General features: G+C 57.8%; 26 protein-coding genes and 4 pseudogenes. 10 read left to right on the forward strand and 20 right to left on the reverse strand.

What is annotated here, in order from left to right; genetic code table 11:
• Positions 1-392 precede the first annotated feature (392 nt).
• The 5 genes from RAZWK3B_RS15115 to RAZWK3B_RS15130 form a co-directional block, all read right to left on the reverse strand.
• A complete protein-coding gene (locus tag RAZWK3B_RS15115) occupies positions 393-719 on the reverse strand; it encodes a DUF3768 domain-containing protein (protein ID WP_007816639.1) in 327 nt (108 codons plus the stop codon).
• Positions 716-982 carry a hypothetical protein gene (locus RAZWK3B_RS21715; protein ID WP_232279547.1) on the reverse strand — a complete coding sequence of 89 codons (267 nt, stop codon included), beginning with the start codon at positions 980-982 and terminating at the stop codon, positions 716-718. The genes RAZWK3B_RS15115 and RAZWK3B_RS21715 overlap by 4 nt, the downstream gene beginning before the upstream one ends.
• Positions 946-1,146, reverse strand: a complete 201-nt coding sequence (locus tag RAZWK3B_RS21720; protein ID WP_007816643.1) for a hypothetical protein — start codon at positions 1,144-1,146, stop codon at positions 946-948. Before RAZWK3B_RS21720 ends, RAZWK3B_RS21715 begins: the two co-directional genes overlap by 37 nt.
• A 273-nt stretch (positions 1,147-1,419) precedes the next feature.
• Positions 1,420-2,055, reverse strand: coding sequence for an AAA family ATPase (locus tag RAZWK3B_RS15125; protein ID WP_007816645.1), 636 nt, complete (start codon positions 2,053-2,055; stop codon positions 1,420-1,422).
• 66 nt (positions 2,056-2,121) lie between these two features.
• Complete coding sequence (locus RAZWK3B_RS15130; RefSeq protein WP_007816648.1) at positions 2,122-2,907, reverse strand: hypothetical protein; 786 nt, start codon at positions 2,905-2,907, stop codon at positions 2,122-2,124.
• Between the two features lie 139 nt (positions 2,908-3,046).
• Between RAZWK3B_RS15130 and RAZWK3B_RS15135 the strand changes: the two genes are divergently transcribed.
• Both RAZWK3B_RS15135 and RAZWK3B_RS15140 read left to right on the forward strand, forming a co-directional pair.
• Complete coding sequence (locus tag RAZWK3B_RS15135; RefSeq protein ID WP_007816651.1) at positions 3,047-3,970, forward strand: hypothetical protein; 924 nt, start codon at positions 3,047-3,049, stop codon at positions 3,968-3,970.
• Positions 3,971-4,095: 125 nt separating this feature from the next.
• A complete protein-coding gene (locus tag RAZWK3B_RS15140) occupies positions 4,096-4,422 on the forward strand; it encodes a DUF6626 family protein (protein ID WP_037296011.1) in 327 nt (108 codons plus the stop codon).
• Between the two features lie 1,206 nt (positions 4,423-5,628).
• On the opposite strand, the gene lptF is transcribed toward RAZWK3B_RS15140, so the two are convergent.
• Positions 5,629-6,759 carry an LPS export ABC transporter permease LptF gene (gene lptF, locus RAZWK3B_RS15145; protein WP_007816655.1) on the reverse strand — a complete coding sequence of 377 codons (1,131 nt, stop codon included), beginning with the start codon at positions 6,757-6,759 and terminating at the stop codon, positions 5,629-5,631.
• 266 nt (positions 6,760-7,025) lie between these two features.
• Positions 7,026-7,259, reverse strand: a pseudogene (locus tag RAZWK3B_RS21240) (IS256 family transposase); the annotation flags it as partial.
• 115 nt (positions 7,260-7,374) lie between these two features.
• Here RAZWK3B_RS21240 and RAZWK3B_RS15155 point away from each other — a divergent pair.
• Entirely contained in the window at positions 7,375-8,478 is a 1,104-nt protein-coding gene (locus tag RAZWK3B_RS15155) for an IS110 family RNA-guided transposase (RefSeq protein ID WP_007816659.1), read from the forward strand.
• A gap of 295 nt (positions 8,479-8,773) precedes the next feature.
• Here RAZWK3B_RS15155 and RAZWK3B_RS15160 read toward each other — a convergent pair.
• The 5 genes and pseudogenes from RAZWK3B_RS15160 to RAZWK3B_RS15185 all read right to left on the reverse strand — a co-directional run.
• Positions 8,774-9,796: pseudogene (locus RAZWK3B_RS15160) on the reverse strand (IS256 family transposase); the annotation flags it as partial.
• Between the two features lie 1,084 nt (positions 9,797-10,880).
• Positions 10,881-11,042, reverse strand: a pseudogene (locus tag RAZWK3B_RS15170) (transposase); the annotation flags it as partial.
• 151 nt (positions 11,043-11,193) lie between these two features.
• Positions 11,194-11,523 carry a hypothetical protein gene (locus RAZWK3B_RS15175; protein ID WP_007816667.1) on the reverse strand — a complete coding sequence of 110 codons (330 nt, stop codon included), beginning with the start codon at positions 11,521-11,523 and terminating at the stop codon, positions 11,194-11,196.
• Positions 11,524-11,594: 71 nt separating this feature from the next.
• Positions 11,595-11,807: a cysteine rich repeat-containing protein gene (locus RAZWK3B_RS21245; RefSeq protein WP_157132281.1), complete on the reverse strand. Its 213-nt coding sequence runs from the start codon at positions 11,805-11,807 to the stop codon at positions 11,595-11,597.
• 524 nt (positions 11,808-12,331) lie between these two features.
• Entirely contained in the window at positions 12,332-12,610 is a 279-nt protein-coding gene (locus tag RAZWK3B_RS15185) for a hypothetical protein (protein ID WP_007816671.1), read from the reverse strand.
• Between the two features lie 446 nt (positions 12,611-13,056).
• Between RAZWK3B_RS15185 and RAZWK3B_RS15190 the strand changes: the two are divergent.
• Positions 13,057-13,549 (forward strand): annotated as a pseudogene (locus RAZWK3B_RS15190) (IS5 family transposase); the annotation flags it as partial.
• Positions 13,550-13,973: 424 nt separating this feature from the next.
• Here RAZWK3B_RS15190 and RAZWK3B_RS15195 read toward each other — a convergent pair.
• Entirely contained in the window at positions 13,974-15,566 is a 1,593-nt protein-coding gene (locus tag RAZWK3B_RS15195) for a TRIC cation channel family protein (protein ID WP_007816676.1), read from the reverse strand.
• A gap of 350 nt (positions 15,567-15,916) precedes the next feature.
• Between RAZWK3B_RS15195 and RAZWK3B_RS15200 the strand changes: the two genes are divergently transcribed.
• A complete protein-coding gene (locus tag RAZWK3B_RS15200) occupies positions 15,917-16,531 on the forward strand; it encodes a hypothetical protein (RefSeq protein WP_007816678.1) in 615 nt (204 codons plus the stop codon).
• Between the two features lie 142 nt (positions 16,532-16,673).
• Here the strand turns inward: RAZWK3B_RS15200 and RAZWK3B_RS15205 are convergent, their stop codons facing one another.
• Both RAZWK3B_RS15205 and RAZWK3B_RS15210 read right to left on the reverse strand, forming a co-directional pair.
• Positions 16,674-17,468 (reverse strand): beta-keto acid cleavage family enzyme, encoded by a 795-nt coding sequence (locus RAZWK3B_RS15205; RefSeq protein ID WP_007816680.1) that lies wholly within the window; start codon positions 17,466-17,468, stop codon positions 16,674-16,676.
• Positions 17,465-18,133 carry a DUF1989 domain-containing protein gene (locus RAZWK3B_RS15210; protein ID WP_198133298.1) on the reverse strand — a complete coding sequence of 223 codons (669 nt, stop codon included), beginning with the start codon at positions 18,131-18,133 and terminating at the stop codon, positions 17,465-17,467. The genes RAZWK3B_RS15205 and RAZWK3B_RS15210 overlap by 4 nt, the downstream gene beginning before the upstream one ends.
• Before the next feature lie 332 nt (positions 18,134-18,465).
• On the opposite strand from RAZWK3B_RS15210, the gene RAZWK3B_RS15215 reads away from it, so the two are divergent.
• Positions 18,466-18,783 (forward strand): hypothetical protein, encoded by a 318-nt coding sequence (locus tag RAZWK3B_RS15215; protein WP_007816684.1) that lies wholly within the window; start codon positions 18,466-18,468, stop codon positions 18,781-18,783.
• A 32-nt stretch (positions 18,784-18,815) separates the two neighbouring features.
• Here RAZWK3B_RS15215 and modC read toward each other — a convergent pair whose 3' ends face one another.
• The 5 genes from modC to RAZWK3B_RS15240 form a co-directional block, all read right to left on the reverse strand.
• Complete coding sequence (modC, locus tag RAZWK3B_RS15220; protein WP_007816686.1) at positions 18,816-19,916, reverse strand: molybdenum ABC transporter ATP-binding protein; 1,101 nt, start codon at positions 19,914-19,916, stop codon at positions 18,816-18,818.
• Positions 19,916-20,605, reverse strand: coding sequence for a molybdate ABC transporter permease subunit (gene modB, locus RAZWK3B_RS15225; RefSeq protein ID WP_007816689.1), 690 nt, complete (start codon positions 20,603-20,605; stop codon positions 19,916-19,918). Before modB ends, modC begins: the two co-directional genes overlap by 1 nt.
• 12 nt (positions 20,606-20,617) lie before the next feature.
• On the reverse strand, positions 20,618-21,403 hold the full coding sequence (modA, locus tag RAZWK3B_RS15230; protein WP_007816691.1) for a molybdate ABC transporter substrate-binding protein: 786 nt from the start codon (positions 21,401-21,403) through the stop codon (positions 20,618-20,620).
• 66 nt (positions 21,404-21,469) lie between these two features.
• Positions 21,470-21,844, reverse strand: a complete 375-nt coding sequence (locus tag RAZWK3B_RS15235) for a winged helix-turn-helix domain-containing protein (protein ID WP_037296015.1) — start codon at positions 21,842-21,844, stop codon at positions 21,470-21,472.
• A gap of 50 nt (positions 21,845-21,894) precedes the next feature.
• Positions 21,895-22,845 carry a GlxA family transcriptional regulator gene (locus tag RAZWK3B_RS15240; RefSeq protein ID WP_007816695.1) on the reverse strand — a complete coding sequence of 317 codons (951 nt, stop codon included), beginning with the start codon at positions 22,843-22,845 and terminating at the stop codon, positions 21,895-21,897.
• Between the two features lie 77 nt (positions 22,846-22,922).
• Between RAZWK3B_RS15240 and bcoG the strand changes: the two genes are divergently transcribed.
• From bcoG to RAZWK3B_RS15260, 4 genes are all read left to right on the forward strand, one after another.
• Positions 22,923-23,834, forward strand: coding sequence for a 3-dehydrocarnitine:acetyl-CoA trimethylamine transferase BcoG (gene bcoG / locus RAZWK3B_RS15245; protein ID WP_037296018.1), 912 nt, complete (start codon positions 22,923-22,925; stop codon positions 23,832-23,834).
• 73 nt (positions 23,835-23,907) lie between these two features.
• On the forward strand, positions 23,908-24,675 hold the full coding sequence (locus RAZWK3B_RS15250) for an SDR family oxidoreductase (RefSeq protein WP_007816698.1): 768 nt from the start codon (positions 23,908-23,910) through the stop codon (positions 24,673-24,675).
• Entirely contained in the window at positions 24,675-25,217 is a 543-nt protein-coding gene (locus RAZWK3B_RS15255) for a lipocalin family protein (protein ID WP_007816700.1), read from the forward strand. Before RAZWK3B_RS15250 ends, RAZWK3B_RS15255 begins: the two co-directional genes overlap by 1 nt.
• Positions 25,214-26,632, forward strand: coding sequence for a carnitine 3-dehydrogenase (locus tag RAZWK3B_RS15260; protein ID WP_007816702.1), 1,419 nt, complete (start codon positions 25,214-25,216; stop codon positions 26,630-26,632). The genes RAZWK3B_RS15255 and RAZWK3B_RS15260 overlap by 4 nt, the downstream gene beginning before the upstream one ends.

Consider the following 26,632-nt stretch of genomic DNA (forward strand, 5'->3'; position numbering starts at 1 on the left):
GCTGTGTGGGTCCTATGTTTGCGTGGTAGCTGGTAATAGAGATGATCGCAAAACCTGCTCTTCCCAATTTTGGGTTCAGTTATACAGCCTGATGCGCGACTGCAGATTGCAGCGATGCGCTTTTAGACCAACGCCCAAAGGGGCGTTGGTCTGATGGCTCATTGCAGATGCCAAAAGAAAATAATCAAACAAATTCAATCACGTAATTCATTCGATGTGTTTGAGCTCTTCGAGTTGAAAACAAACAGCGGCGATTGACCTGTGAGGCGCAGCGACAGCAAGTACGAACAGCAAGAGCAGCACACAGATGCGTAGCAGATGTGTTATAACTCCAAAAAAACGACAATTGAGGCCAGACAAATGGCGAGATGACCTATTCGAATGAGGTTATTTCAATATTCGTCGGCCAACATCACAGTTAAAACTCGAGCCGTGACAGCTGGATCGCTTGCGTCAGGTGAGTGCATCGTGAAGTCCAGATCGAAATAGTCAAACTTCCAGAATACAGTTTCTCCGCTGTGGCGGAACGAGCCGAAGTCATGCTCGCCATAAGGGTCATTGTTTTCGGTGAATTCATCGAACAGCTGCACCGCACGCAACACAGCATCGATATCCGGCAATGCTTGTATGCCGGGGGTGATCATGACCCGACAGCCTGTGAAGGTCTGCCGAGCCAGATCGTTCAATTCGCGAATGCGGCTTGTCACCTCGTCTGTCATTTTGCCGCTCGCTTGCGCTCAGCCGCACGAGCGATAACTGCGTCCAGCTCGCCTGCTTTTGCCGCAGCGCGAAAGGCGTCCAGTACAGCGCTAACCTGTTCCAGCTTACCGACGAAGACTGCATTGTTTTCGCCGTCCACCAACAGCACCCGAGCGCCATACCGGCACTGCACATACCAACCGCCATCTTGTTCAAAAAACCACGGTTTGACCTGCCGCTGTTTTTTCACTTGCACGCGGTCGCCTGTTGGTTGGTCATCCATTTGGCATGCTCTTTGGCGTAGGTTTCGCCTTTGAGCTTGGCGGTGAGTACCAGTTTCTGTTCATCCAGTGCTGCCACCAGTTTGTTGCGTCGATCCAGCACGGGGTCTTTGGTTGCCCCCACACGTTCCACGGTCTTGAAATTCAACTTTGTGATCTGGGTCATTGCTTGCTCCTGTGTTTGTCTACACAGCAAGCGTATGGTCTCACCAACAGTATGGTCGGCCGAAAACTGTTTTATATCCAACCTTTGGCGGTTTCGGGCAGGCGATGCGACTATCATCGCGCAATACTTGGCGAACACTTTTGTAAAACTGCTGCTCGCTAACACTGTGTTCGTTATTCGTGGTTTTCCAACAGCGTTTGCAAATACCTGCTTTAAAAACAAAAAGGGCACACCGTTTCCGATGTGCCCATGTGTTTTCGTGTTTCGCTGTGCTTAGATCGCGCGCGGGTATCGCAACGCGGCATCCTGTAGTGTACGCAGCAAGTCGCGTATGCTGCCATCGCAAGTATCTAGTAATGCTTTCAGCTTCGCATCGCTCATTCGCACACCTTCCTGCTCCAACATCCACCGTGCGCGATCAAACCAGTGATCTGCATTTACAGCCGGCAGCTCGATGACATCGCACCGATCCACCAAACCTTTCTCCACATTATGCAGCTTGTTCGTCGTAAAAATAAAGCAGCCCTGATCACTACGCATGTCTACTTCCCATCGCAACTTGTACTGTATTTCAGGTGGGATCTGATCGACCTCATCGATAATGGTTACTGGCATTTCCATAGTACTCAGACGCAGTAGCGTTTGATCGTTGTGAATGTGATCAAAGCTGTCAAATGTCATATCGCACCCCTTGTAAAAGCTAAAGTTGTTGTAGTCGTCACCCGTTGCTCGCGTTTTGTCCACAATACGTGCCGTAGTGGTTTTTGCCGTCCCGTAAGGGCCATGCAAAATCAAACTGTCATGCCGCTCGTTGTTGGCATATTCCCAAACGCGCTGCTTCGTGCTCGCGTCCGGGAAAATCAAATCCCCAAACGTCTTCGGGGCGTACTTCTTTTCAAAAATCATCATCTTTTCATTCCTTGTTTTGTGTGGGTTATGGTGGAGCGGCACGCAGCCGCTCCTGCCTGTGTCACATTACGCAGCAATCGTTTGATCAAGTTCGAGATCATCAGCGTCTTCCAGCAGCGCGTCGCGTTCCTTGCGCTTTGTGCTGTGCTTGCTTTGCTCGTCATCTTCAGCTTTACGTTCCGCCAGTTTCTTGCCAGCCTCCGTAATCACTGCTTTCACAAGCGCGTTTTTGTTCGTGCCAAACACCAAGCTTGCTTTGCCGTCAGCATCCACGCGCACCAGCGCCACCGTGTATGCGTAGTCGCCACCGTCATCCGGTTGTAAGCTGTCGTCCGGAGCGAACCGCTTGCCAATGTGCGGTGCATTCGCCAACTTTGCTTCAGCAAGTTCCCTGTACTGCTTCGCTTTTTCAGCTGCTGTTGGTCCTGCTTTTGGCTTGCGCCGCACTTCCTCAATACCACCGTGCTCTTCAATCCATTCCGGCAGTGTCCAACCTTTCGGCATGTCCGTCTTAGCAAGTTGCAGTACGCGCACATAAGCTTGTATGCGCTTGTTCTCTACGCCGAACACAGCGCGCACCACTTTCAGCTCAATGCTTGTGTTGCTGCGTACTGTGTAGCCTGCTGCTTCAATCGCATCGTTCAGCTTTTTGCGCAGCTTAATTTCGCCGCGCAGCTGCACCAGCAATGTGTGGCATTCTGCCAAAATCCCATACAGCTCATCGTTGCTGCGCTTGTACGTGCCGTTCTGCCACGTCGTGCGCTTGTCGTGCAGCCGCTGCAGTGCAGCAGACAACATCTCAACGTTTGCTCTTGCTTCGCTTTTCTTGCCATTTTTCAGTTTCTTAGTCATTTTTACTTCCTTTTCTAAAGTTTAAGTTCATGTCGTCATCGACAAGAATGGGTATAGGCCACAAAAACACACAGCATGGATAACAGTGATGTTTTGAATATTATATGTTAGTGTTTTGGGTCTCGTGCTAGAACAAGCTATGTTGCTGCGCTTGCCAAACACGATTGGGGAACTCACCGCCAAAGACCGTCGAAGTGGCGGGCTGTGGGTGAAACAGATCAGCATGTATTTGCTGTGGTTTGAGTACCTGGCCATCAGCCCCAGCTACGAGCTGGCTCGCCGTCATCGCTCAGGCGAATCTATTCCGTCAGACCTGCTGCCTGCGGACTTTGACGCTGTGCTGCGCGTGTATGACGACTTGGGTGACGTACAGCAGGCGCTGTTCCGGCTGTGGTGGAAGGACGTGGGCCTCAAGCATTTTGGCCATCAAGGCTCACCCCCCGCAGTGACGCAGGTTGCATATGCCAAGCATGATACAAAACGTGTTCCAAACGTAACAGCAGAGGTGGCGCAGTACTTCGATGAGGATTGGATCGACCAAGGTCGACAGCGTGTGATGTTGCTGGCTGTGCCGGTTGGCTTGCCAGAGGGCAAGATCAATCGACAAATCAAAAAGCAGCTGGCACGGGTCAAAGCAGACCGCCGAAAACTGATCGACCCAGTTGTGAAATATCCGCTGGTCGGTCAGCGCCACCACAAAGATGCTCTGATGCGGTATCTTCGAATGACATGGTTGCGCAGCGCAATGTATCGCAAGTCACTTTGGCGGGCGGGAGCGCAAGCGCGTGTAAGCTTCACGTATAGTCCGGTCTTGGACCCGAATATGACAGGGGTCGGTGTCGAAGATCGCTACGACCGAGAAATGCTAACCATCATTGCCAGCCGTGCGCTGTTACGATCGCGTATGATTGCAGAGAATGCAGCACGTGGCCGGTTTCCCACACATGAGAAATGCGAGACGGCGTTGGACTTCGATTTTACAGAACTGCGCCAGCGTATCCATCGGCGCAACAGATGGCAGGAACGTGAGATCAAACGCCTGCAAAAACAGTATGGTGAATAACGCTGCCGCAAAACCGCCTTCGGCCAACACTGTGTTCGCAAACACTGCGTTTCAAAACGGTTTCGTAAAACGCAGGTTCCGCAACGGTTGGGATAAATACCTGTATTGCAAACGGGAGTATGAGTATGTCGAGACAGATATTGGAACAGGTGCGTGATGAATTGACCAGCTGCGGGGTGATCAGCTCCAACAGGGAGTTTTGCGTCAGCTGGTTGGCCAAAGACCCCAGTTATATGCGTGGTTTACGGTTCCGCGATCTGCCGCCAAGTGCGGATGCATTGGCCACCTGTGCCAGCAAGTTGGGGTATTATGCTTATCACTTCAACAAAAGCAGCCAGCCGGAACAGCGTGACTGGAGCGAACGCTTCTATCGTCTGCGCAGTCTGTGCCAGCACGCCATGGAAACCCAAGCCCGCGCCAAATGGATGACCGTGGAGCGCATGGGATTATGACGGGGAAATGCTGGGTGAAATTCCCCCTGCACGTCAAAACCTGTGCCGCGCGAAATCTTGTGGCCAGTTACTTATCGTTTCAGGGTGGTCGTTTGCTGCCCCCCCCAAGCTATGGGGAACCCCGTATGCGTGTGAGCGAAGTGGTTGTTGGGCAGTGGAGCATACCCAAGCCCAAGAAGTTGCCCATACCAAAACCTGCCAAGCCCAAGCCACGCAAGTCGCCAGATGCGGATAATTTCAAAAAGCCCAAGCGCAAGCGACCGTTTAACAAGCCAAAGCCAGATGAGTTGAGCTGACGGTGTCAGCGAAGCGCTGTGCTGCGCCTGTAGCGCCTGACTACATCCAGCCTGCACACAGTGTAGCGGGCAACAACCGAACGTTGCTGTGTGTGCGTATTTCCGTCGAAGTATCACAGACTTGGATGGTGTGAGGCTCTCTGACAGAGCTTGACAGAACGACTGGCATACAAAGCGCAAATACCCTTACCAGCTGCTCAAAAAGATGACATGAGAAATGGGTGAGGCTCATGGAGCAAATTTTGAAGCAGGATTTGGTAAAGCCCACCAATAAGCGATCGGCAACTGCCCTTCATCCACAGCATAGCACAGGCTGTTACTACCGCGCACAGGCGGGCAGCGGCCCAGAACAGTTTTTTAACACCTCCCTCTCATCCTGAAGCATGCGGTTCTCTTTCCGCAGCTCGGCGACCTCGCGCTCGAGATCAGACTGGGCGGACGGCACTTGCGGATCGCACAGCAATACATAGACAATGTGGTGTGGTGTGAATTTCCCAAACGGACCAATGGTTAGCAACTCAAAGTTGTTCCTTATTTTTTAAATACAGCCCTGATACCTAAAATGTTCCACGAGGAACAGGAAAACGAAGATGGTTTATTATCAGCTATTGTTTTTGGGTCGCCCTTAAAGTGTTATCAGCGTAACCAAGGGCTGTTTTGAGAGATAGGCGTCCATAAACTGTAAGTGGGAACGGAGAAGTATAATGAAGATTTGGAAGTCGTTTTTGGCATATTTTCAATTGATGCCTTCCCGCTGTATGGTGTGTGGCAAGCAAGATAGCGAACTCCAATCTATGCCAGACGGCGGAGCTGGTGCTTGTTGTGCTGAGTGCCGCGCTGCGTTATAAAATTCGATACTACTTGTTAGACGGCAGGTTAAAATGAACTGTTCCTTAGAGTGACTAATTTTTCATGATTTTATGAGGCGTTTTTTAAGATATAGTATAAGCAAAGGATTATCGATAAAATAAATTATTGTGCATATTAGGACAGCACCTGATATGCTGGGTACATACATTAAAAACCAAAGGCCGCTGTCGTTTAGCACGTGCGCGGACACAGCGCTCTCAACCAGTTTTAGGCCTACCAACAAGAAAAATGCTATTCCGATTTGACGCCAAACACCAAATCGGCTGTATGATCCGGTTAGCAGCGTTGTGGCGCCTAAGACAGCGGCGATTGCACACAAGATTGGCTGTGCAAAGCGATTATGAAGCTCGAAAGCAACTTCACCCAGCGTTGCTTTAGTAGAAGCGATCACTTCGCTTGGTTGCTTGATGAGTTCGACAGTTTTTGCCTGGGTTACCGTCTTTTGTGTGCTGTAAGTCGTTTCGACTAATTCACTTATATCCAATGCATATTCTTCAAACCGACCAACGAAAAGTTTGTTGTCGTTTTCTCGCAGGATTTGCGTTGTTCCGTCTACCATCAAAAGCTGAACAGTGGTTGGACTGTGCTCTGTATAAGCTTTTTCCGCCGTTATAATAATAGTTTCGCGTAGGTCGCGTCGATCAGAAAGAAATATGCGCCTCAGTTCTGCGTCTTGTGTGACCTTGCCTATAAATAGTGTCACACCCGGCGTTGGGTGCAGAAACTCACCTTCAGTCAAAAAGCTGCTTGTGATGTTTTGATCGACTTGAGAGCGTAGCGAGCTGAGCCTTTTCCCGCTTTCTGGAAGTATTGAATTTGTCAGCCACGCCATTAATGATGTAGTCAGTATACCAAAAATAAAAATAGGACGGATTATCCTATAGGTTGAACAGCCTGAGGCTTTCATGATGGTTATTTCGGCCTCTGAGCTCAAGCGATTGGTCACGGATACAGCTGATGCAAAGCTTGCTATTGGGAGGATGGAAGCAACCACTGGCGGTAAGGTTAGCAATATTAGCTCTAGTAGAAGCCAATTTGACTGGCCCTTTCCTAGTAACCTCTCGAACATCCGTAACGCTTTGTCCAACCAAAAAATTGCAATAAGGATAAGCGCGAAAAAGGCAAAGAGGGTAATGAGTTTCCTAATCACATATTGGTCGAATTTGGTCACTTGTTTTCTCTGCCCAACTACACTCCGCAACATGACTATCAAAACAACCGCTGGGGACAAGTACTATGAGTTTGAATGTATGAGCTGCTGCCGGTTTGGTTTGGTCGGCGCTGATCGCAATCGCCTTTTTGGCGTCCGTTAAGGTGCTAAGGTGCTTGCTACAAGCGCCTCGTTAGTCATTCCGCACGCCGAGTACAGAGCAACACCCAACCAGCACTGTGCGTGGGTTTTTGAGAGCTATGCCCAAAAGTTGGTGACGGCCTTGGTCAGGCGGCGACTTGAAGTTGCTTGATGCCGTCTTTGAAGGCAACCCCCTGAATGACCTCGGGCAGACGGTTTGGCCCTGAGATTTTCCGCCACTTCTTCTTGGCTGACATCATCAGTCTGAAGACCATGGCGAGGGCGGTTTTGCGGTTCAGGCAGCCCTTGGTTTTCCGGGTGCGATTGCGGACCGTGGCGAAGACGCTCTCGATCGGGTTCGTGGTCCGGATGTGCTTCCAGACCTTATGATCGCGTCCAACGTCAATTAGACCGGTGGCCTCTCCTGCGGCATTCTGTTGCGAGGGTTGTGCCGATTGTTCTGGCGCAGAGCCTCAAGAATGGAGGAGAGACCACATGAAGGATAGCATGTTTATTGGGCTGGACGTCCACGAATCGACAATATCTGTGGCTGTAGCGGATGGCGAGCGCGGGGGAGAAGTGCGAGACTGGGGCAAGCTACCCAATCGACCAGATCGTGTGCGCAAACTTGCGGAGCAACTGGGTTCCAAAGGTCATCAGTTGTATTTCTGTTATGAGGCGGGACCTTGTGGTTATGGCCTTTACCGACAGCTCGTCGAGCTTGGCCATGATTGCTTAGTTGTCGCCCCCTCGCTGATTCCTGTGAAAGCTGGCGACCGTGTGAAGACCGATCGTCGTGATGCACGCATGCTTGCCAAATTACATCGCGCCAACGAATTGACCGCTGTTTGGGTTCCGGACGTCGAGCATGAAGCGATGCGTGACCTAGTGCGCGCACGCGCGACGGCTGTGCGCGTCGCAAACCAGGCCCGCCAACATCTTCAGAGCTTTCTGCTGAGACATGGCCGCCAGTACCCCGGAAAGAAGAGTTGGACCAAGGCCTATCGGCGCTGGTTGTCGACAAACCGGTTTGAGCATTCAGCTCAGCAGATCGTTTTCCAGGATTACATTCACGCGGTGACGGACGCCGAAGCACGCGTCGTGCGGCTTGAGGCGCAGATTGCCGAGCTGCTCCCGGATTGGAGCCTCGCGCCCGTTGTTCAGGCAATACAGGCTATGCGTGGTGTTGCCTTCATTGTCGCGGTCACGGTGGTGGCAGAAATTGGAGACTTCCGCAGGTTCCCAACGCCTCGCCAGCTAATGGCCTATCTCGGCTTAACCCCGACCGAGCATTCCAGTGGCAACACAGTTAGGCGCGGCGGCATAACGAAAGTCGGTAGCAGCCTCGCGCGCCGCGTACTGATCGAAGGCGCCTGGAGTTACAGGATGCAACCACGTGTCGGTCGCAAGCAGGTAGATCGAATGGAAGAGCTCCCTCAAGCCGTTCGCGACATCGCTTGGAAAGGCCAGTTGCGCATGTGCCAACGCTACAAACACCTGGTGGGGTCCGGTAAACCGCCGGTGGTGGCGAACACAGCAATTGCACGAGAAATGGCCGGCTTCATCTGGGCGATTGCGCAGGAGGTCACCCCCGCCTGACGCTCATTCATCACAAACGCAACACCCCGTTCAGCTGATGTGCAAATCTGGGGGTGGAACACGGTGGAGAATCCTTGGGAAGCATTGTGAGCCAGTCCTTGAAAGGCTGACGCTCGTTTCCAGAAAGAGGCAGCTCCAAGACGCAACCACGGTCATGCGGTATCCAACCCGCGCATGAGAGTATGCTCAACCGTCGTCTCAGTTCCACCTCCAGCCTTGCACATCTATACAAAATACCCCCGGCGATTGAGCAGGTTGATCCAGCGTGACAAAATCATTGACTGCGATCATGAGAGTGCTCAGCCGGGAAGTCGTAGAAGGCCAGCAGCTCGTCGCGGTCTTTCACCAGCTTGCCCACGGCCTTCTCATACTTCACGCCGTAGGTTTCGACGAAGAGATCGAAGGCGGCTGTCGCCTCCTTCTTGGTCTCGGCCATCCAGATGTCTTGCAGTTCCGCCTTCGCCTTTTCGTGCAGGGATTTGGGCATGGCACCCAGAACGTTCGCTGTCTTGTGGACCCAACAACGCTGCTCGCGCGTATTGGGAAAGACCTCGCGTAGCGCCGTCCAGAACCCAAGCGCGCCGTCGCCAATGGCCAGTTCCGGGGGCACCGTCAGGCCACGCTTCTTCAGTCCCTTCAGCAAATCGAGCCAGCTGTCCGCGTTCTCGCGGAACCCGTCCGTGATCGCCAGGACATCCTTCTCGCCGTATTCATCCGCGCCAATAATCACCAACATACATTGACGATCGCCGTCCAGGCGCGGCGTGAAGTAGACCCCATCTGCCCAGATGTAGACATAGCGCTTGCTCTTCAGATCACGCTTGCGCCAGGCCTCGTACTCTTCCCACCAGGTCGCCTTAAGGCGCGTGATCGTCGAAGACGACAACCCCTCGGCATCCGGCCCCAGAAGCGCCGCCAGCGCCTCACTGAAGTCGCCGGTGGAGATACCCTTCAGGTACAGCCACGGAAGAAGCTCCTCGACCGACTTGGCCTTGCGCAGATAGGGCAGGACCAGCGACGAGCGGAACCTGATCTTGCTGCCATCGGCATTCGACCCGCGATCACGGACGCGCGGAACCTGAACGGGGACCGTCCCGATCCCAGTCATCATCTCCCGCTCGGGAAGAAATCCGTGGCGCACCAGACGTTGGCGTCCTTCTTCGTCCAGCAAATGCGCGTGCTCGGCGATGAACGCCGACACCTCGGCTTGGACAGCCGCGCGCAGCAGTTCCTTGGCGCCTGCCTGGATCACCTCGGTCAGTGGATCAGGCGAAAATTCCGATGGCAGTGCGAACGGGACAACGGTAGATTTGGCCATGGTGGCATATCCTTTCTCTCTGAGAACGACGGCGTCTTGAACACCGCCATGATATGCCGCCTACCTCAGCCCATCACCAACTTTCGGGCATAACTCGTTTTTGAGCGGTGTATGCGCAGTGGTCTGACCCCGTAGCCTACAATGTATTAACGATTAAACTGGACCACCCGATGGGGGCACGCCATACTTTGTGACATCAATTTGATTGTTCGTGTGTTCGCCCTCAGCTTTGGAGCGTTGACGGATTGATCGGATCCGCTCTGGGTTGGCGAAAGCGGTTAAGCTAGCTTTTTAATTGTGGACGTGTTCTCGCGAGTGTTCCAGGAAACTGTGTTCAAACACTGTGTTTGGTTTACTGTGTTGAACACAGTGTTTTGTGTTCAGCGCTGCAATAATAAATTTAAATAATGCGCCGTAAGCGTAGCGCACTATGTAGCGCACCGTAAAAATAATTGATTAAGTTATTGATTTTGAGAAACTAAATTATGTGTGTTGAAATCATAATCCGCGTGTCGGGGGTTCAAGTCCCTCCTCCGCTACCATCACTCCCCCCGCATGGCCCGGCACAATCCCGATCAGGGACTGTAGCCACCCTGTCACTTCGATGGTAACCCCTTGATCTGTAGCAGGAAAAACCGTGATCCTCGCGATGATCTTGTGAAGCGTTTCGACCAGCTCGCGGTCAAATTGGGGGTTCAAGTCGGTTAGCTTCCAAATAAGGGTGTCAATCGTTTCGAAATACCGCTTCAAAGTGGCTGGATGAAGTTCGACCACTTCGGGCTCTTCCTGCTCTGCGAGTCGGGCTTCGAGAGCTTTTCTTTTGGCAGTTGCCTCCGCGATGTCCTTTTCTGCGGTAGGGCCGTTGGACCTGTCACGCTTTCGTGCCGCTCCGATTGCTCACTTATGCAGCCTTTGCTTTGAAGGCCAAGGGGCTTTTCCAGCCGAGTGCTGAATGTCTTCGTCGCGGATTATAGAAGCCATTGATGTATTCAAAGATGGCAACCTGATGGTCGACACGTCAACGCAATGACACGCAGTCAATCGTAGCATGGGTCAGACCATCAAGCCGCAATACCACATTCACAGTCGTGGCAGTTGCCGGATCGCCGAACAGCTTCATCCACTTGTAGGGCGAATGCGTGCTGACGCCCAATCGACGGGACACCTCCCAAACCGGATAGCCCCGCACCGTGATCTGATGCACCGCATCGCGCTCGAACTCGTCACTGTAATTGCTCGTCCCCATGTCGGCCTCCTTGCCTCAAAGTTAGGGGGCAACGCGTCTACAAATCTAGCGGCACCTCACTCGCCCTTCTTCTTGTGTCGTAGATGGCAAAACATGCCGAGTGATCTGGTGAATACCTTTGAGCCGGCATTCCCCAGGTGGCTCGCAACGATCAACTCACCGGCTGGGCACAGGTTGCTTCGATCAAGGCAATATACGCCTCGAGTTCTTCGGCGGTACGCCCGCTCACGATATCCGTCTTGTCGCGGTTCTCACCCTTGATCGCGCCGGTAGCAAGGCCAACAGGTGTGACGAGACGCACCGCGCTTACAGCGCGTTCGCCGCGCTTTGGCATGGCGGCTTGCAGGGCCGCAATATCCGCCTGGGCGGTCATGCAATCCACCGGCTGTTCAAGCAGTTGCGCGCGCTTTTCTGTCTTGGACGTCCCGCAACCGGCAAGCAGTGCGACACTGAGCAGGACAAGCAGTTTATTCAGAGCCATCTTAATCTCTTTTCAATTGATCCATTTGCCCAGGGGAACGCCGCGGCGCGAGGGGCAACTTGTTTTTGGGGTTACTGTTTCATCGCCGCGCTAAGTTTCCTGACCGCAGTCACGCAGACCGCCTCGATCTCTGCCGCGTTCCGCATGAGGCAGGCCATGATCCGACCATCGCCCTGCGCCACATCCGCGCAATGGGTTTGGATATCGGTCGCGCAGGTTTCATAGGTCCGGGCGACAACATCGAAGAACGCCTCTATGATACTGTCAGTTGCCGTGGTCGCCACATGGCAGGTCCCCGTCACGCGGTCGCTGTGGGCGTAGAGGCAAGCTGCCGGCCGGCCATCTCGCGGCGTGACAGAGTTGCAATAGGTGGCGATGTCAACCTCGCAGGGCACTACAAAAGTTTGTGCAGAGGCGAGCGGTGCCACAGCCGGTGCGATGACAAGGGCAAGGGTTTTGGAATACATAAAGCTGCCTTAACGAGTGACGATGATGTAAGCGGTTTTGCCGGTTCCGTCGGTCACGGGCTGGTAATAGACCCCGCCGCAATAGGGATAGACCACACCGCTCACCGTGCGCGTTACGCAGCTTCGCGGTAGGGAACAGTAATAGTTGCTCCGGCGCACCTGCCGGCGGGTCGTACGAATGATCCGCCCGGTCGCTGCCGCGCTGATACCCAACGGTAGCGCGACCGAAACACCCGCTATTCGGATTTCCCCGGACCCGTCCCCATCAAAAGGCCCATGGCGACTGCAGCGCAAAAGGCGTTTTTGATTTTAAATTGCTCATCCCCATCGGCCTTTCAAGATCAGAGTTTCTCTAGACAGGCTATCACCGCCTTGGCATTGGCGCGGGCATCCACCTGTGTCAGACTACCCGACTGCACCATGGGCTTGAGGATGCCACGCATCTCACTTTTCATGTTGTCCCCGGACGAGACACTCGGTGCCACGGCGGCATACATGGTCTGGCCCGTTGCCGTCAGGGAGGCGGCGCAGGCATCGGCTTCGGCCTGACCGGCGATAGCGGCTTGTCCCGTGGCGGTTATCAGGAATGTCACGGCGGCCGTGCGAATGGCGTTTCTCATCTCGAAGGTCCTTTCAAGGCCAATGGAACCGGGTCGGTATGCCTGACCGCCCCTTCCTGAATTGTTCGTCAAATACATCTCTCGATGACGGCGCAGGATGTGTCAGGATCGTGCCGTGCGCTGATCGCGCCGAAATATGCACCGGATAACATCTTGTAGCTTTACGACGCCGCTAGAAACCTATCTTGCGAGTTTCTTCTGCCCAAAGCGCTGCTTTACGCTCTTTGGGGTAAATTCTGGCTGAGTGCAGGATGACACGCTACAGGCATCGTCCGAATGCTAAGAGTATTAGGGGGAGATAACGCGCTCAATGAACAGGCCAGCGTAATGTCAAAAAGGGCGATCCAAAGGCCGCACCTTTCGTTCTCGTGGGTTGCGTTTTAGGGTCAGGACCCATTGAATTCAGCACCTGAGCGTGGTTCACCGCGCAAAAATGGACCGGTGATATGTCTGATATTTTCTGGCTGACCGATGCTCAGATGGTGCGTCTGGGGCTTTATTTTCCGAAGCCCCACGGCAAGCCATGGGTGGATGACCAGCGTGTGTTGAGTGGGATTATTTTCACAAATCGCAATGGCTTGCGCTGGCGTCATGCCCCGAGGGAATACGGGCCTCACAAGACACTCTACACTCGATGGAAGCGATGGAGTGATAAAGGCATCTTTGCCAAGTCATGATCGGTCTGCCCGCCGAGCAAGGCGAGAAAAAGACCGTGATGATCGACGCTACTTATCCAAAGGCTCACCGGACAGAGACCAGCATGGGCGTAATAAGGGTGGCAATGATCAACCGGGGCGCCTGATCGGTCGCACCAAGGGCGGCATGAACACCAAGCTACAGGCTATCTGCGACAGCAAAGGCTGCCCGCGTTACCTCTTCGTCACTGCCGGTCAGGTCAGCGACTACATGAGTGCCCGGGCAATGCTCAAAGGTCTTCCTCTCCGCCACCGCTCTTGCAGAAATCGTCATCTATTGGCTATGAATCCTGCCCCTAAGCGCCCTGTTTGTGTTGGTTGAGCACGAGCACGCATCCATCTACCGGGCAACGATCAAGACTTGCTGTGTGTGCAGATTTTTGGCGAGGGATGTGGTGGGTGTGAGGTCCCTTTCTAGAGCTTGACACTAGGGCTGTGACACATAGCCCAAATGGCCTAACGTGCTTGGCGAACTGTGAAGCACAGCAAGCATCAATCAGCCCAAATCGAGTTTTCCTAGCCAGACCCTACCGCGCAGCGCCAACTGAACACTCTATCTGCGTCACATTACATACGGTGAAAAAGGCTTTGGACCCGACCAAATGATGGATCACCTGAAGATCGCTCATGCAGGACGACGACACCGCAAAAGACTGCCCGAGGGCAGCTTACTTGGGGCGGGGCATCCATCCGAACGGAAACGGGCGTATCCCAAGGATCACCACGGTCATGCGTGTCACGAAGGTGCCGATGACCGTGATCACGATGGCAAGTGCGATCTCTTCCGGTGCCAGCACATTGGGGCGGGTCAGCAGGAACAGCGAAAAGGCCAGCCCCCAGAAAAACGGAACTTCAGCGTAAAACTCAGTCTTGAGAGTTCCGACCTGGCCGGATTGCCGCACGATATCACGCAGGATCCCGCCACCGGCGGCTGTCAGCATCGCGAGGATCGGCCCCCATAGCCACAATGGCTCTGCATCCATGGATATTGCTATGGCAAGCCCCGAGACCGTGAAGACGGCCATCCCAAGTGAATCGGTCAGCTCCTGAACATTGGCAATCGTGACAATTCGGGGTGCTTTGGGCAGGCGTGACAGTGTCCAGCCCCGGCTAGCCATAAGTCGTAGCGCAAGAATAATCGCAAAACCCACCAGAACGGTCACGCCGACAAGGCACAGGTAAAGCGGCGATGACATCATGCCCATCGGGTGCCGGTCCAACAGGATGTCCCGCAATGCCCCGCCGCCAAGGGCCGGAAGCGCGGACAGCACCAGCGCACCGAAGAAACTGAAATTTTCCCGATAGGCGATCAACACGCCCGACACGGCAAAGGCCACTGTCCCAACAATGGTCATAATAAAGAACAGCCGCGTGTCGAGCACGTAACTCATCAACACCGAGGAAATGCTTGAATGGAGGCGCCTCTTCAATTGTCCATTGTCGTCCAGTGTCTCGATTGCCTGATCGATGGCGGCCAGCGATGAAGGTTGCATGGTGGTCTTGCTGAAAATGAAATGAACACTCGTGATACCAGGCATCATGATTTCGGCCGCCTGGAATTTCAGCCCAGCCTCAAGGGCCGCTGTCGATACGCCAAGCCTGTCTCCGACAAAACCATCGATCCGTCCTGCCAGCAGGTTGCGAAGATTTTCCTCGTCATTCGACGCGGGAATGACCCGCCGTTCCCGTGTCGCGGTTTCGATGCTTTGATTCAGCGCGGAGTCCGCGAACAGACGGCCAGGAATGACCCCTAGCCGGAAATCGGGCGTTTCGATGATTAACTTGGCGATATCGGTCGTGTCATACAGGCTGATCTCGTCCTGCTTGACATAAAGCGCGATCCGCGCCCATCGATAGGGCAAAGAATAATGAAACCTGTCATCGCCATTCTCGGGCTGAAATGCCCCAAGCGCAATGTCACCTCGGCCTTCGCCGAGATCTTGCAACTGATCCTGCCAGGACTGTCTGCGAAGATGGGCGTCCATTCCGGCCAAGTGCAACACATCGGCCAGGATTGCGATGTCCAGCCCCTCGACGCCTTGAAGCTGTCCGACCGCCGCTGTCTGATAAGGTTTCGACATGATCCAGCCGCCGCGTAGGCTGGTCATGTCATTAGTCTGATGCAGTGGCTCAAGATCTGTCTCCGAGGCATTGACCATGTCCTGTGCCATCGCTGGTGATGTGATCGAACCACACAGACCCGACATTGCGGCGAGGCCGAAGGTTGCGGAAAACAGGAACGACCAGAGGCAGGATCGCATCTTCAAGCCTGCTTTGGCCGGCCACTCGTCATGGCGTCGCGGGCACACGGGCGGTCTCGTTGCTTGTCGCAGTGATGGAAGGGATCACAAGGCAGCTTTTGTCAAAGTCGTTCAAGGTCAAATTCCTGAGTGGCGTCGCCTCGGAAATGGTTGGAGCATTCAGCCCCCGAATACAAGGCCCAGGCGTTCTGGCAGCTTGATACGCCGACTCGCCAGCGCCTCAACCCGCTGATATTTCGTGAAAATCCACCTTGGCCTCCGCTATCGATCGACCTATTCAGACAATAAAAACCTGCTGCCTTTGGCGTATTGGTGCCATTGTCCTGACATCGATATGCAAACGCCTCCAGATGGCGCGTCATTTCTCTTTGGATAGTGACGACACCGCCTCTGAGAAGTCTTGTTTCAGGATCTCAACCGGCATTCCCCAAGTGGCCAGCCGAAGCACGCCTTACGAAAACCTGCTTGAGCAAGCATCCGAATTAAAGCGTTTCGCCTTTAACCTGAGGTATCAGCTAAAGGCGAAACGCGCGCAAAGATTGAACAAAGCCCTGCATTTCGCGAAACGCTTTAGATCAGCCATTCGGGAATTTTGGAGTGCAGGGTTTGAGCAGGCCATGCGTCTGCGTCCAGAGGCTTGCCGGGCGTACTTTGATGCTGAAGACACGCGGGTAGAAGTTGCGTTTTCTTGTATGTGCGGTTTTCTTGCAATGCAGCTTGGTGAAAGCTCTTTGCCCCAAGAGCGGCGGGGCGAATTACAGAAATGCGCCTGCAACCTGATACCTGAAATGGTCATGGTGATGAACGACTGGATCAAATCACAGGCACCCGTTCCTATGGGTGCTGTAGCGGATTGGCTCAGTGCAGCGAACGTGAATTTAGGTCCAGCGCGATCAAACAAGTTTGGGCGTAAGAACAATGCGCTTGTGGAGGCGGTGGAAAGTACAAGCGATGCTGTGGGGTAAATTGAGGCTTTGAAATGCGTCACGCGCGTAGCTCACTATAATTTTCAAAATCCAAGTCATTGAAAGTAAATATTTAAAGAGCGCGCCCTGAAATCATAATCCGCGTATCGGGGGCTTAGTTCCTCCTCCGCTACCATCACCGTCATTCTCGTGTCGCGATCGTATCTCCGTGCTGACCGCAAGCGCGCAGGACATCCCGCACTCTTTCGGCGTTGTCGGTCGCTTGTCGGCCATCGCCATGCCACAGCGAATTTTCGAACCCGACGCGGAGTTTGCCCCCGCGTTTGTGCGCCTCCACAAGGCAGGCCGTTTCGCCCCTGCCGAAAGCGCAGACGGCCCAATCCGCCTCGGGGTTCACGTCAGACAAACGCTCGGTGAATGGCACAAGGTCTGATGGCGCGCTTTCCTGATCGCGACTGTAGCGCCCCAGCACAAAGATCAGCTGCAATCCCGGATCCCGAAGCAGGCTTTCGGGCAGAAGGCGGGTCAAAAGGTCGAAGTCACTGGTATCATACAAGATATGCTGAACCGCGATGCCCTGCTCGGCGCAGTTCCGGTAAAAGGCCGTGGCTATCGCGTCTTCGGTCTGATGCGTCATTTCCCGCAAGGCGGCCGAAACTAGAGTTGCGCCAGAATGAAGGGCGACGTGCCGTTGATGCGGTGCGTCATAGATGCCTACCGCTTCCGTGGTGATCTGAACCACGAGGCCCGGCAGGGCGCTCTGCAATTCGCCAAGCGCTTCGCGGTACAGTCCCGCATCCAGCAGATGGCGACCGGCCGCATCGCGCAAATGCAGGTGCAGACCGTCTGCTCCCGCCGCGGCGCAATCGCGCGCCGTTTCGATAAGCTCCGGTAGCGTCAGCGGAATGGCCGGATGATCCGATGTCACACGCCGCGCCCCGTTCGGTGCGACCATCAGATGTGGCAGCGCCGTCATGGAAGCGCCGCGCCGATGGCTTTCGACAGCTTGTCCACCAGTTCCCCTGTTTGATCCGCGCTCAGAATGCGGTAATGCGCATCGGTCGGCACGCAGTCGGCGCCATTTATCGGCAGCATGTCCTGCGGGCAGGCGGACATCGCCACGATGCAATCCATCTGTGCGCGCAAGACCACGACATCCCCGGGTTTCGACAAGGGCTCGCCCCAGCTGGTCGTGCCATCCTGCGCCACCGGAATATTCATCCAAAGGTTCAGCGGGCTTGGGCAGTCATGCGTGATGACCCCGATCCTGCGCATCGCGGCGTGCAGGTTGTCGGTGCAGTTGTCGTGATAGTCTCGGCAGCCCAGAAGCCCGTAGCGATAATCGTCGCATGCCGCGATCAGCGTATCGTGCCTGCCCGGAGACGTGTCTTCTTCGAGAATGAGGATGGGGCGGCGCCGGTTCGTGATCAACGGATCCCCCTTGGCCGGCCACAGCTTGCCAAGGCTCGCGCGCATATGCTCGTTCGACAGGAACTCCGAGATGTCTTCCGCATTGAAGGCCCATGTGTCCACCACCTGTGATCCATGGGTGTTGATGATCTCTATGGCCTCGCCCTTGGTCAGACGAACAGCGCGCCCTTTGCGGGCAGGAAGAAGGGTCAGGTGGGGGGCAGGGGACATCGGCATGCTCCAGTGGGTGCGAAGGTCTTCGAGCAAGCACGCCCAGATGACCGTATCTGAACTATAAATCTGCATCTTGCGCGGGGCGGCACAAGCGCTTTCGGGCAGAACCCATCGCCTCGCCCGAGCGCATCCGGCAAGGCATTCTGGTTGTCATGCCATGGCCCCGCCTAGCCGCGCGCCGTGCTTGGGCCATGACCCGAACAAGACCTGCCTTCGGATTGTGCAGATCGAGTGGCCGAGCAACGATTTTGCTGCACTGCAGCGCGAATCATCTTGTCTTCGGGTGATCGGCTTACACAAATAAATTATGACACCGATGGGGGATCGCAATGCCGCAATTTGATGAAAGCGCGCTCGAGTTTGCGAATTTCATTTTCGACCGGAAAAAAGTGGTCTGTTACGGCCTGCAGAACGCCGCCGGAGGGACGACGACCATCCTCAACTTTCCGACGGCATCCCTGGCGGATGCGTTCCGCACGGCGTTTCTCGAAGGCCGCAATTTCCGCATCGTCCAGAACGGTGCGCAGATCATCTGCCTTGCCGATTATGAGACCGTGATGCGGTGCTCATCCGATGATCCCCGGGTTCAGCCCCTGAGATACAGTCGCGATTACATGATGGGCACGCTGTCGCACATGGTCTGCTGAGCGAATTGTCCTGATTGATCAACCGGCCTGGATCAGAGCGCCTTTGGCACCCTGTCCGAACCGCCCACATCTTCGGGCGCGATAGCCACGGATTTGACAATGGCATAACAGGACGCGCCTTCGGTCAGATCCAGCAGTCGCGCCGATCTCTGGGTGATGCGCGCCAGAAGAATGCCTGCCGGCGTGGCCACGGAAACAAGCGCACCCGGTCCGGCGCCCGAGCGGATCGTCGTGATCTGCCCAGGCAAGATATTCAAAGCCGACAGCCCCTCGGGCCGGGTGCGCGACAGGATCACCTCCTGCGCCGCAATCCTGATCCGCAGCGGTTGCCCCGCCGCCTGCGCCACACGCGGCACGAACAGCGCCACGCCCCCGGCACTCAGTTCGGTCAGCCCGTCGTCATGGTGCCGCGCCACCTTGGTTTCCAGCACGGCACCTGCCGCGCGCGCGCCAAGCGGTGTGAGCATCGGATCGCCCAAGATTCCAGTCGCCGGGCCTTGGCCGGTAACCTGCCCGTTTTCCAGCGTCACCACCGTGGTCGCCAGACGCGCCACCTCGGTGGCGGAATGGCTGACATAGAGGATCGGCACCGAGATCTCGTCTCGCAGCCTTTCGAAATAGGGCAGGATCTCGGCTTTGCGCGGCTCGTCGAGTGCGGCAAGCGGCTCGTCCGCCAGAATGATCCGAGGATCGCCCAGCAGGGCGCGCCCGATCGCCACGCGCTGCTTTTCGCCCCCCGAGAGGGCAAGTGGCCGGCGATCCAGCAGCGCGCCGATCCCGAGCATCTCCACCACCTCGTGGAAATCGGATCTGGCGCCCTTGCGGAACCAGCGGCTGAACATGAGGTTCTGGCGCACCGTCATATGCGGAAACAGCTGCCCCTCCTGAAAGACATATCCAAGTCCCCGGCGATGCGGCGCAAGATCGATGCCTTGGGTCCGGTCGAACAGCGTCTTGCCCTCGACCGTGATGCGGCCCGTATCCGGGCTCAGCAGCCCCGCGACCGCATTGATCACTGTCGATTTGCCCGATCCGGAGCGCCCGAACAGCACCGTCAGGCCCGGCGGCGCCTCGAAACTGACATCCAGTGTGAAGTCACCGAAGGCATGTCTGATATCCACCGACAGGGTCATCAGCCCGCCATCCTTTTTGCAGCCCTGCGTGCCAACCACTCCGACAGCAGCAGCGCGCCCATCGCCACCACGACCGATACCACCACCAGCCGCATCGCCGAAGTCTCGCCCCCCGGCACCTGCAGGAACGCATAGATCGCTGATGGCACCGTGCGCGTCTCGCCGGGTATGTTTGAGACGAAGGTGATCGTCGCGCCGAATTCCCCCATCGCCTTGGCAAAGCCAAGGATGCTGCCCGCGATGATCCCGGGCAGGATCAGCGGCAGCGTCACCGTCGCGAACACCCAAGGGCGCGACGCTCCCAGGGTCGAGGCCGCCTGTTCCAGCTTGGGATCGACCGCTTCGATCGACAGGCGGATCGCGCGCACCATCAAGGGAAACCCCATCACCCCCGCCGCAAGCGCGGCCCCTGTCCAGCGAAAGGCCAGAACGATGCCCAGATCCTGCAGAACGCTGCCGACTGGGCCTTTGGTGCCGAAGGTCAAGAGCAGCAGGTACCCGGTGACGACCGGCGGCAGGATCAGCGGCAGGTGCACCAGCCCGTTCAAGACCTGCTTGCCGGGAAACGACCAGCGCGCCAGCGCATGCGCCACGAAGATGCCAAGCGGCAGCGATACCAGCGTCGCCCAGAACGACACCCGCAGCGACAAGGCGACCGCCTCCCATTCCTGTGGGCCAAGCCACCCCATGATCAATGCCGCCTATCGGTCAAGGACTGTGAATCCTTGCTGCTCAAAGACCCGGCGTGCATCCGGGCCGCGCAGGAAGTCCATGAAATCTGTCGGGGCCTGTGCCGCGCGACCGGCGATCCTGGCGGCGGGATAGATGACGGGTGGATGGCTGTCTTCGGGAAAGACGCCAAGGATGGCTACCGCGTCATCGGCTGCTGCATCGGTTGCATAGACGATCCCATAGGGCGCCTCGCCGGTGGCGACGAGGGCCAGAGCCGCGCGCACATTGTCGGTTTGCGCCACGTCGGCCGCCACGCTGTTCCACAAGCCCAGGCGGCTCAGCGCCGCTTTGCCGTAGATTCCCGCCGGCACCGCCTCGATCAACGCCATGGCCAGTTTGCCGCCATCCAGAAGCGCCGCAAGATCAAGTTCGGGGCTGATTTGCCCGATGTCCGAAGGGGCTGCAACCGATCCATGAGCGACAAGCACGATCCGGTTGCCCAGAAGATCGACCCTTGTGCCCGGTTGGATCAGCCCATCGGATTCCAGCGCGTCCATCCAATCGCTATTGGCCGATATGAACACATCTGCCGGGGCGCCTTGCTGTATCTGCCGCGCCAGTGCCGAAGACCCCGCCAATGACACGACAAGGTCATGCCCGGTGTCGGCCTCGAACAGCTGTTCGATCTCCTGCAGGGCGTTGGTCATGCTGGCGGCGGCAAAGACCGTGACCCTGTCCGCCAGCGCCGCGCCGGGCTGCAGACTGACCAGCACGGCGGCGGCAAGAAGCGTCTGGCGAAGGACTGGCGGAATCATCAAGGTCTTTCCCACATGCGATATATCCACATGGGAATATCGAATGCCCCACCGGTCTGGCAAGCGTTATTTCTGGTCGGGAATATCGCGAAGCATGGCTTGCAGCCGGTCGATATGCGCGGCGCCGGCCTTTTCGGCCACCGCTTCGAGGCTGCGGAATTCGGTCAACACGGCCTGTCCCGCTTCTGTCAAAACCGCACCACCGCCCTTGGCGCCGCCGCGGGTGCTTTCCACCAGCGGTTGGCGGAACATGGCATTCATGGTCTCGACCAATTGCCATGCCCGCTTGTAGCTCATGCCCATGTCGCGCCCGGCGGCTGCGATGGACCCGGTGCGCGCGATCCCCTCCAGAAGATCGGCCTTGCCCGGCCCAAGCATCTCGCCGGGGGCAAAGACAAGGCGCAGGCGAAAGCGCGGATCATGGGGACTGCCTTGGGTCATGCCTTTGACCTTGCGCTGAAATACGGCCCGGCACAAGCCGCCCGACTGCCCTATGATCCCTTGCGCAGCGCCGAGGGTGTTGTGTCATAGACCTGCCTGAAAGCCCGGGCCAGAGCCGCCGGGCTGTCATAGCCGCAGCGCAGGCTGATCTCGGCGATGCCGAGTGCCGTGGCCTCCAGCATCCGCCGTGCCGCAGCCAGCCGAAGATGCCGGTAGACCGTTCCCGGAGCAGCACCCAACCGCGACTGAAAGCGGCGATTAAGGGTGCGGGGCTGGCACGACAGCGCCTGCGCCAGGCTGGCCAGCGGCAGGGGGCGTTCGACGGTTTCACGCATCAGCCCAAGCGCGCGATGCACCAGAGGATCGCTGATTGCCTGTCGTTCACGCGGCATGGTGACCGGCGGATCGCCATGAATGAACAGCGATTCCACATCCAGCCGGGCGGCGATCCCCAGATGATCCGCGATCAGCCCAAGTGTCAGGTCCAGCGCCGACATCGCGCCCGCACAGGTCCACCATGCCCCGTCGCGCAGCACCCGTGCGCGTTCGGCCTCGGTATCAAGAAACCGTTCGGTGAAGGCATCCAGCAAATCCCAATGCACTGTCACACGTCGTCCGCTCAGCAACCCCGCCGACGCCAGAAGCCATGGCCCCGCATCCAGTCCCACCACTGTGCGTGCCTTTTTCGCGGCCATGCGAAGTGCCTGCCGGTTCTGTCGCGAATCGTGGGCCTCGTGGTGATAACTGGCCAGAACGAAAAGATAATCCCGCTCGCGCATGTCGGACAGGGCGGCATGGGGCATCACCTGCATTCCGCTCGAGGACAGCACCGGCGCGCCAGATGGCGTCACGATCTGCCAGTCGAAGGCCCGGGTTCGGGTGATCGTATTGGCGGCGCGCAGCGGCTCAAGGCAGTTGGCCAGGCACAGGTTCGAGAACTCGTCGAACAGAAGGAAGGTGATGCGCACGGGCGCGTCGGCTGATTTGGTCCATTCCGGCATGATATTTGTCCGATACAGCAAAACATGACTGCGCGCCAGCGCGATACGCTGGCCTTGATCGAGAACAGGAGGGGTCGATGCCGTTAGCCATGAACCGCGAGGTTTTCATCACCTGTGCCGTCACCGGATCGGGTGCCACGCAGGATCGCAGCCCTCATGTGCCCCGGTCTCCAAAGCAGATCGCGGATGCCGCGATCGCGGCGGCCAAGGCGGGGGCGGCGGTGGTGCATTGCCATGTGCGCGACCCCGAGACGGGGGCGCCGTCGCGGGATCTGGGGTTGTTCCGCGAGGTGACGGAGCGGATCAGGGAGGCGGACACCGATGTGGTGCTGAACCTGACCGCGGGCATGGGTGGCGACATTACCTTTGGCGGGGTCGAGGCGCCGTTGCCGCTGAACGCCGCTGGAACCGACATGGCGGGGGCCACGGAACGGGTGGCGCATGTGGCCGAATGCCTGCCGGAAATCTGCACGCTCGATTGCGGCACGATGAATTTCGCCGAGGCCGATTACGTCATGACCAACACGCCCGGCATGTTGCAGGCGATGGGCCGCATGATGACCGATCTTGGCGTGAAGCCCGAGATCGAAGCCTTTGACACGGGCCATTTATGGTATGCAAAACAACTGGTTGCGGATGGTATCCTGGACCCTGACGCGCTGGTGCAGCTGTGCATGGGCGTGCCATGGGGCGCGCCGGATGATCTCAATACCTTCATGGCGATGGTCAACAATGTGCCGCCCGAATGGACCTTTTCGGCCTTCTCGCTGGGGCGCAACCAGATGCCTTACGTGGCCGCCAGCGTGCTGGCGGGCGGCAATGTGCGCGTGGGGCTGGAGGACAATCTGATGCTGGATCGCGGCGTGCTGGCGACCAATGCCCAGCTTGTCGAGCGGGCCGTGAGCATCATCGAGAACCTCGGGGCACGGGTCATCGGGCCAGAAGATGTGCGCCGCAAGCTGAACCTTCGCAAACAGGCGCCAGCGTGAAAATCGCGCGTCGGTATCACGTCGGTATCACGTCGGTATCGTGTCGGTGCGCGCAGCCCGAAATGGACCGCCGATGAGTGCGCAGCGGGTCGTCATCACCGGCGGCGCGTCGGGCATCGGCCTGACGCTGGCGCGGCGCTTTGCGGCGCGCGGCGACTGGGTCGCGCTGTGCGATGCGGATGCGGCGGCGGTCTCGGCGGCGCAGGAAGCGCTGCCCGACACCATCGCGCGCCATGTCGATGTGACAGACGCCGCCGGCATGGAGGCGTTTCTATCCGAGGTCGAAACATCCTGGGGCGGGGTCGATGTGGTCTGCGCCAATGCCGGGACGGGCGGTCCTGCGGGCCGGATCGAGGATCTGGACTATGACGCCTGGCGCGCCTGTCTGGACGTGAACCTGAATGGTGCGTTCCTGACCTGCCGGTGGGCCGCGCGGGTGATGCGGGCGCAGGGCGCGGGGCTGATCCTGATCACCTCGTCCACCTCGGGGCTGCATGGCGTGCCGTATCGCAGCCCCTATGTGGCGGCGAAATGGGGGCTGATCGGGTTGACCAAGACGCTGGCGATGGAGCTTGGCCCTGCGGGTGTGCGCGTCAACGCCATAGCCCCCGGCGCCGTGACGGGCGACCGCATGGATCGCGTCGTGGCGATGGAGGCCGCCGCCAGTGGCCTGACCGAGGACGCGGTGCGCCAGATCTATGTCAAGGGCACCAGCCTGCGCACATGGGTCACCGCCGACGATCTGGCCGATATGGCGCTGTTTCTGGCCTCGCCCGCCGCCGCCCGCATCAGCGGGCAGGTGCTGGCGGTGGATGGCCATACCGAAAGCATGGTGCCCTGATGCGCGCGTTCCTGTCCGCCATGCTGGCCTGTGTGATGCTGACGGCTTGTGCGCAACCGCCCGGAGATGGCGTCTATCGCGACACCGGCCAGTCTTTGTCGGTCACCACGCGCAGCGATGCGTCGCGGCTGGCGGGCGATTGGGTGGTGCGCAGCGCCACCCCGGACGAGGCGGGGCTGACCCATGTTACCTATCTTGGCCGGACCGGGGCCGAAAGGGGCGAGGCGTTTGCCCTGACGCGGCGGGTCTGCGACGAAAGCGCCCGCTGCGAGCTGCGCCGCAGCACCCGTGCGGCCATGCCCCTTGGCATGAACCGCTGGCGGTTGGCGGGCAATGAGGCCCCGCGCGAGATCTGGGTTGTCTGGGTCGATGAAGGCTATCGCACCGCCGCGATCGGCACGCCGGATGGCAGCTTTGGCTGGATCCTCGACCGGGCCGCCACGGGCGGTGCAGACCGGATCACGGCGGCGCGCGAGATACTCGAATTCAACGGATACACCGCCGGCGCCCTGCGGGCGCGCGGCACGGGAGGCGAGACATGACCAGAACCGCAGCGATCATCGGGGGTGGCGTCATCGGCGGCGGATGGGCCGCGCGATTCCTGCTCAATGGCTGGACCGTCCGCGTGTTCGACCCCGACCCGCAGGCCGAGCGCAAGATCGGCGAGGTGCTGGAGAATGCGCGCCGCGCGCTGCCGATGCTCTATGATGTCGCCATGCCGGAGGAAGGCGGGCTGATCTTCTGCCCCTCCATCGCCGAGGCTGTGACGGGGGCGGATTGGGTGCAGGAAAGCGTGACCGAACGGCTGGACCTCAAGCACCGGGTCTTTGCCGAGATCCAGTCGGCCGATCCATCGGCGCTGATCGGATCCTCGACCAGCGGGTTCAAGCCGTCGGAGTTGCAGGAGGGGGCGATTGATCCCTCGCGGATCATGGTGACCCATCCGTTCAACCCGGTCTATCTTCTGCCGCTGATCGAGCTGGTGCCGTCGGCTGTGACGGACGCGGGTGCTGTCGAGACCTGCAAGGATATCCTGCGCGCGGTCGGGCTTTATCCCCTGCATATCCGCAAGGAGATCGACGCCCATATCGCCGACCGGCTGATGGAGGCGGTCTGGCGCGAGGGGCTGTGGCTGGTCAATGACGACATCGCCACCACCGAAGAGATCGACAATGCGATCCGCTATGCCTTTGGCCTGCGCTGGGGGCAGATGGGCCTGTTCGAGACGTTCCGCATCGCAGGCGGTGAGGCGGGGATGCGCCATTTCATCGCCCAGTTCGGCCCGGCTTTGGCCTGGCCCTGGACCAAGCTGATGGATGTGCCCGAGATGACCGATGCGCTGATCGACAAGATCGCCAGCCAGTCGGACGCGCAGTCGGGCCATCTGTCGATCCGCGAGCTGGAGCGCAAGCGCGACGGCAACCTCATTGCGATGATGCGCGCGCTCAAGCAGCAGGGGCATGCGGCGGGGCGGCTGATCCTCGAGCATCAATCGGCGCTGCGACCCGGGCCCGAGATGGCCTGCCCCATGGTCTCGGCGCGCCGGGTGATCCCGATCGACTGGACCGACAACAATGGCCATATGAACGAGGGGCGCTACGGGCAGCTTTTCAGCGATGCCTCGGAAACGGTAATGGCGGCGGTGGGGGCGGATGATGCCTATATCGCCAGTGGCAAAAGCTTTTTCACCGTCGAGAACACGATCCGCTTTCTCGAGGAAACCCATGCCGGCGAGAAGATCGAGGTGCATAGCCGCGTGACCCAGGCCGAGGGCAAGAAGCTGCGCTGCCTGCACGAGATGCGGCGGGTGGCGGATGGCGCGGTGCTGGCCACGTCGGACCAGTTCATGCTGCATGTGGATCTGGAAACGCGGCGCAGCTGCGTGCCGTCCGAAGATGTGGCCACGCGGATGGCGGCGCTGGCCACGCTGCACGCCGCGCCCGAGACGGAGGGCTGA

The organism is Roseobacter sp. AzwK-3b, from assembly GCF_000170875.1.
GTDB lineage: Bacteria > Pseudomonadota > Alphaproteobacteria > Rhodobacterales > Rhodobacteraceae > Roseovarius > Roseovarius litoreus.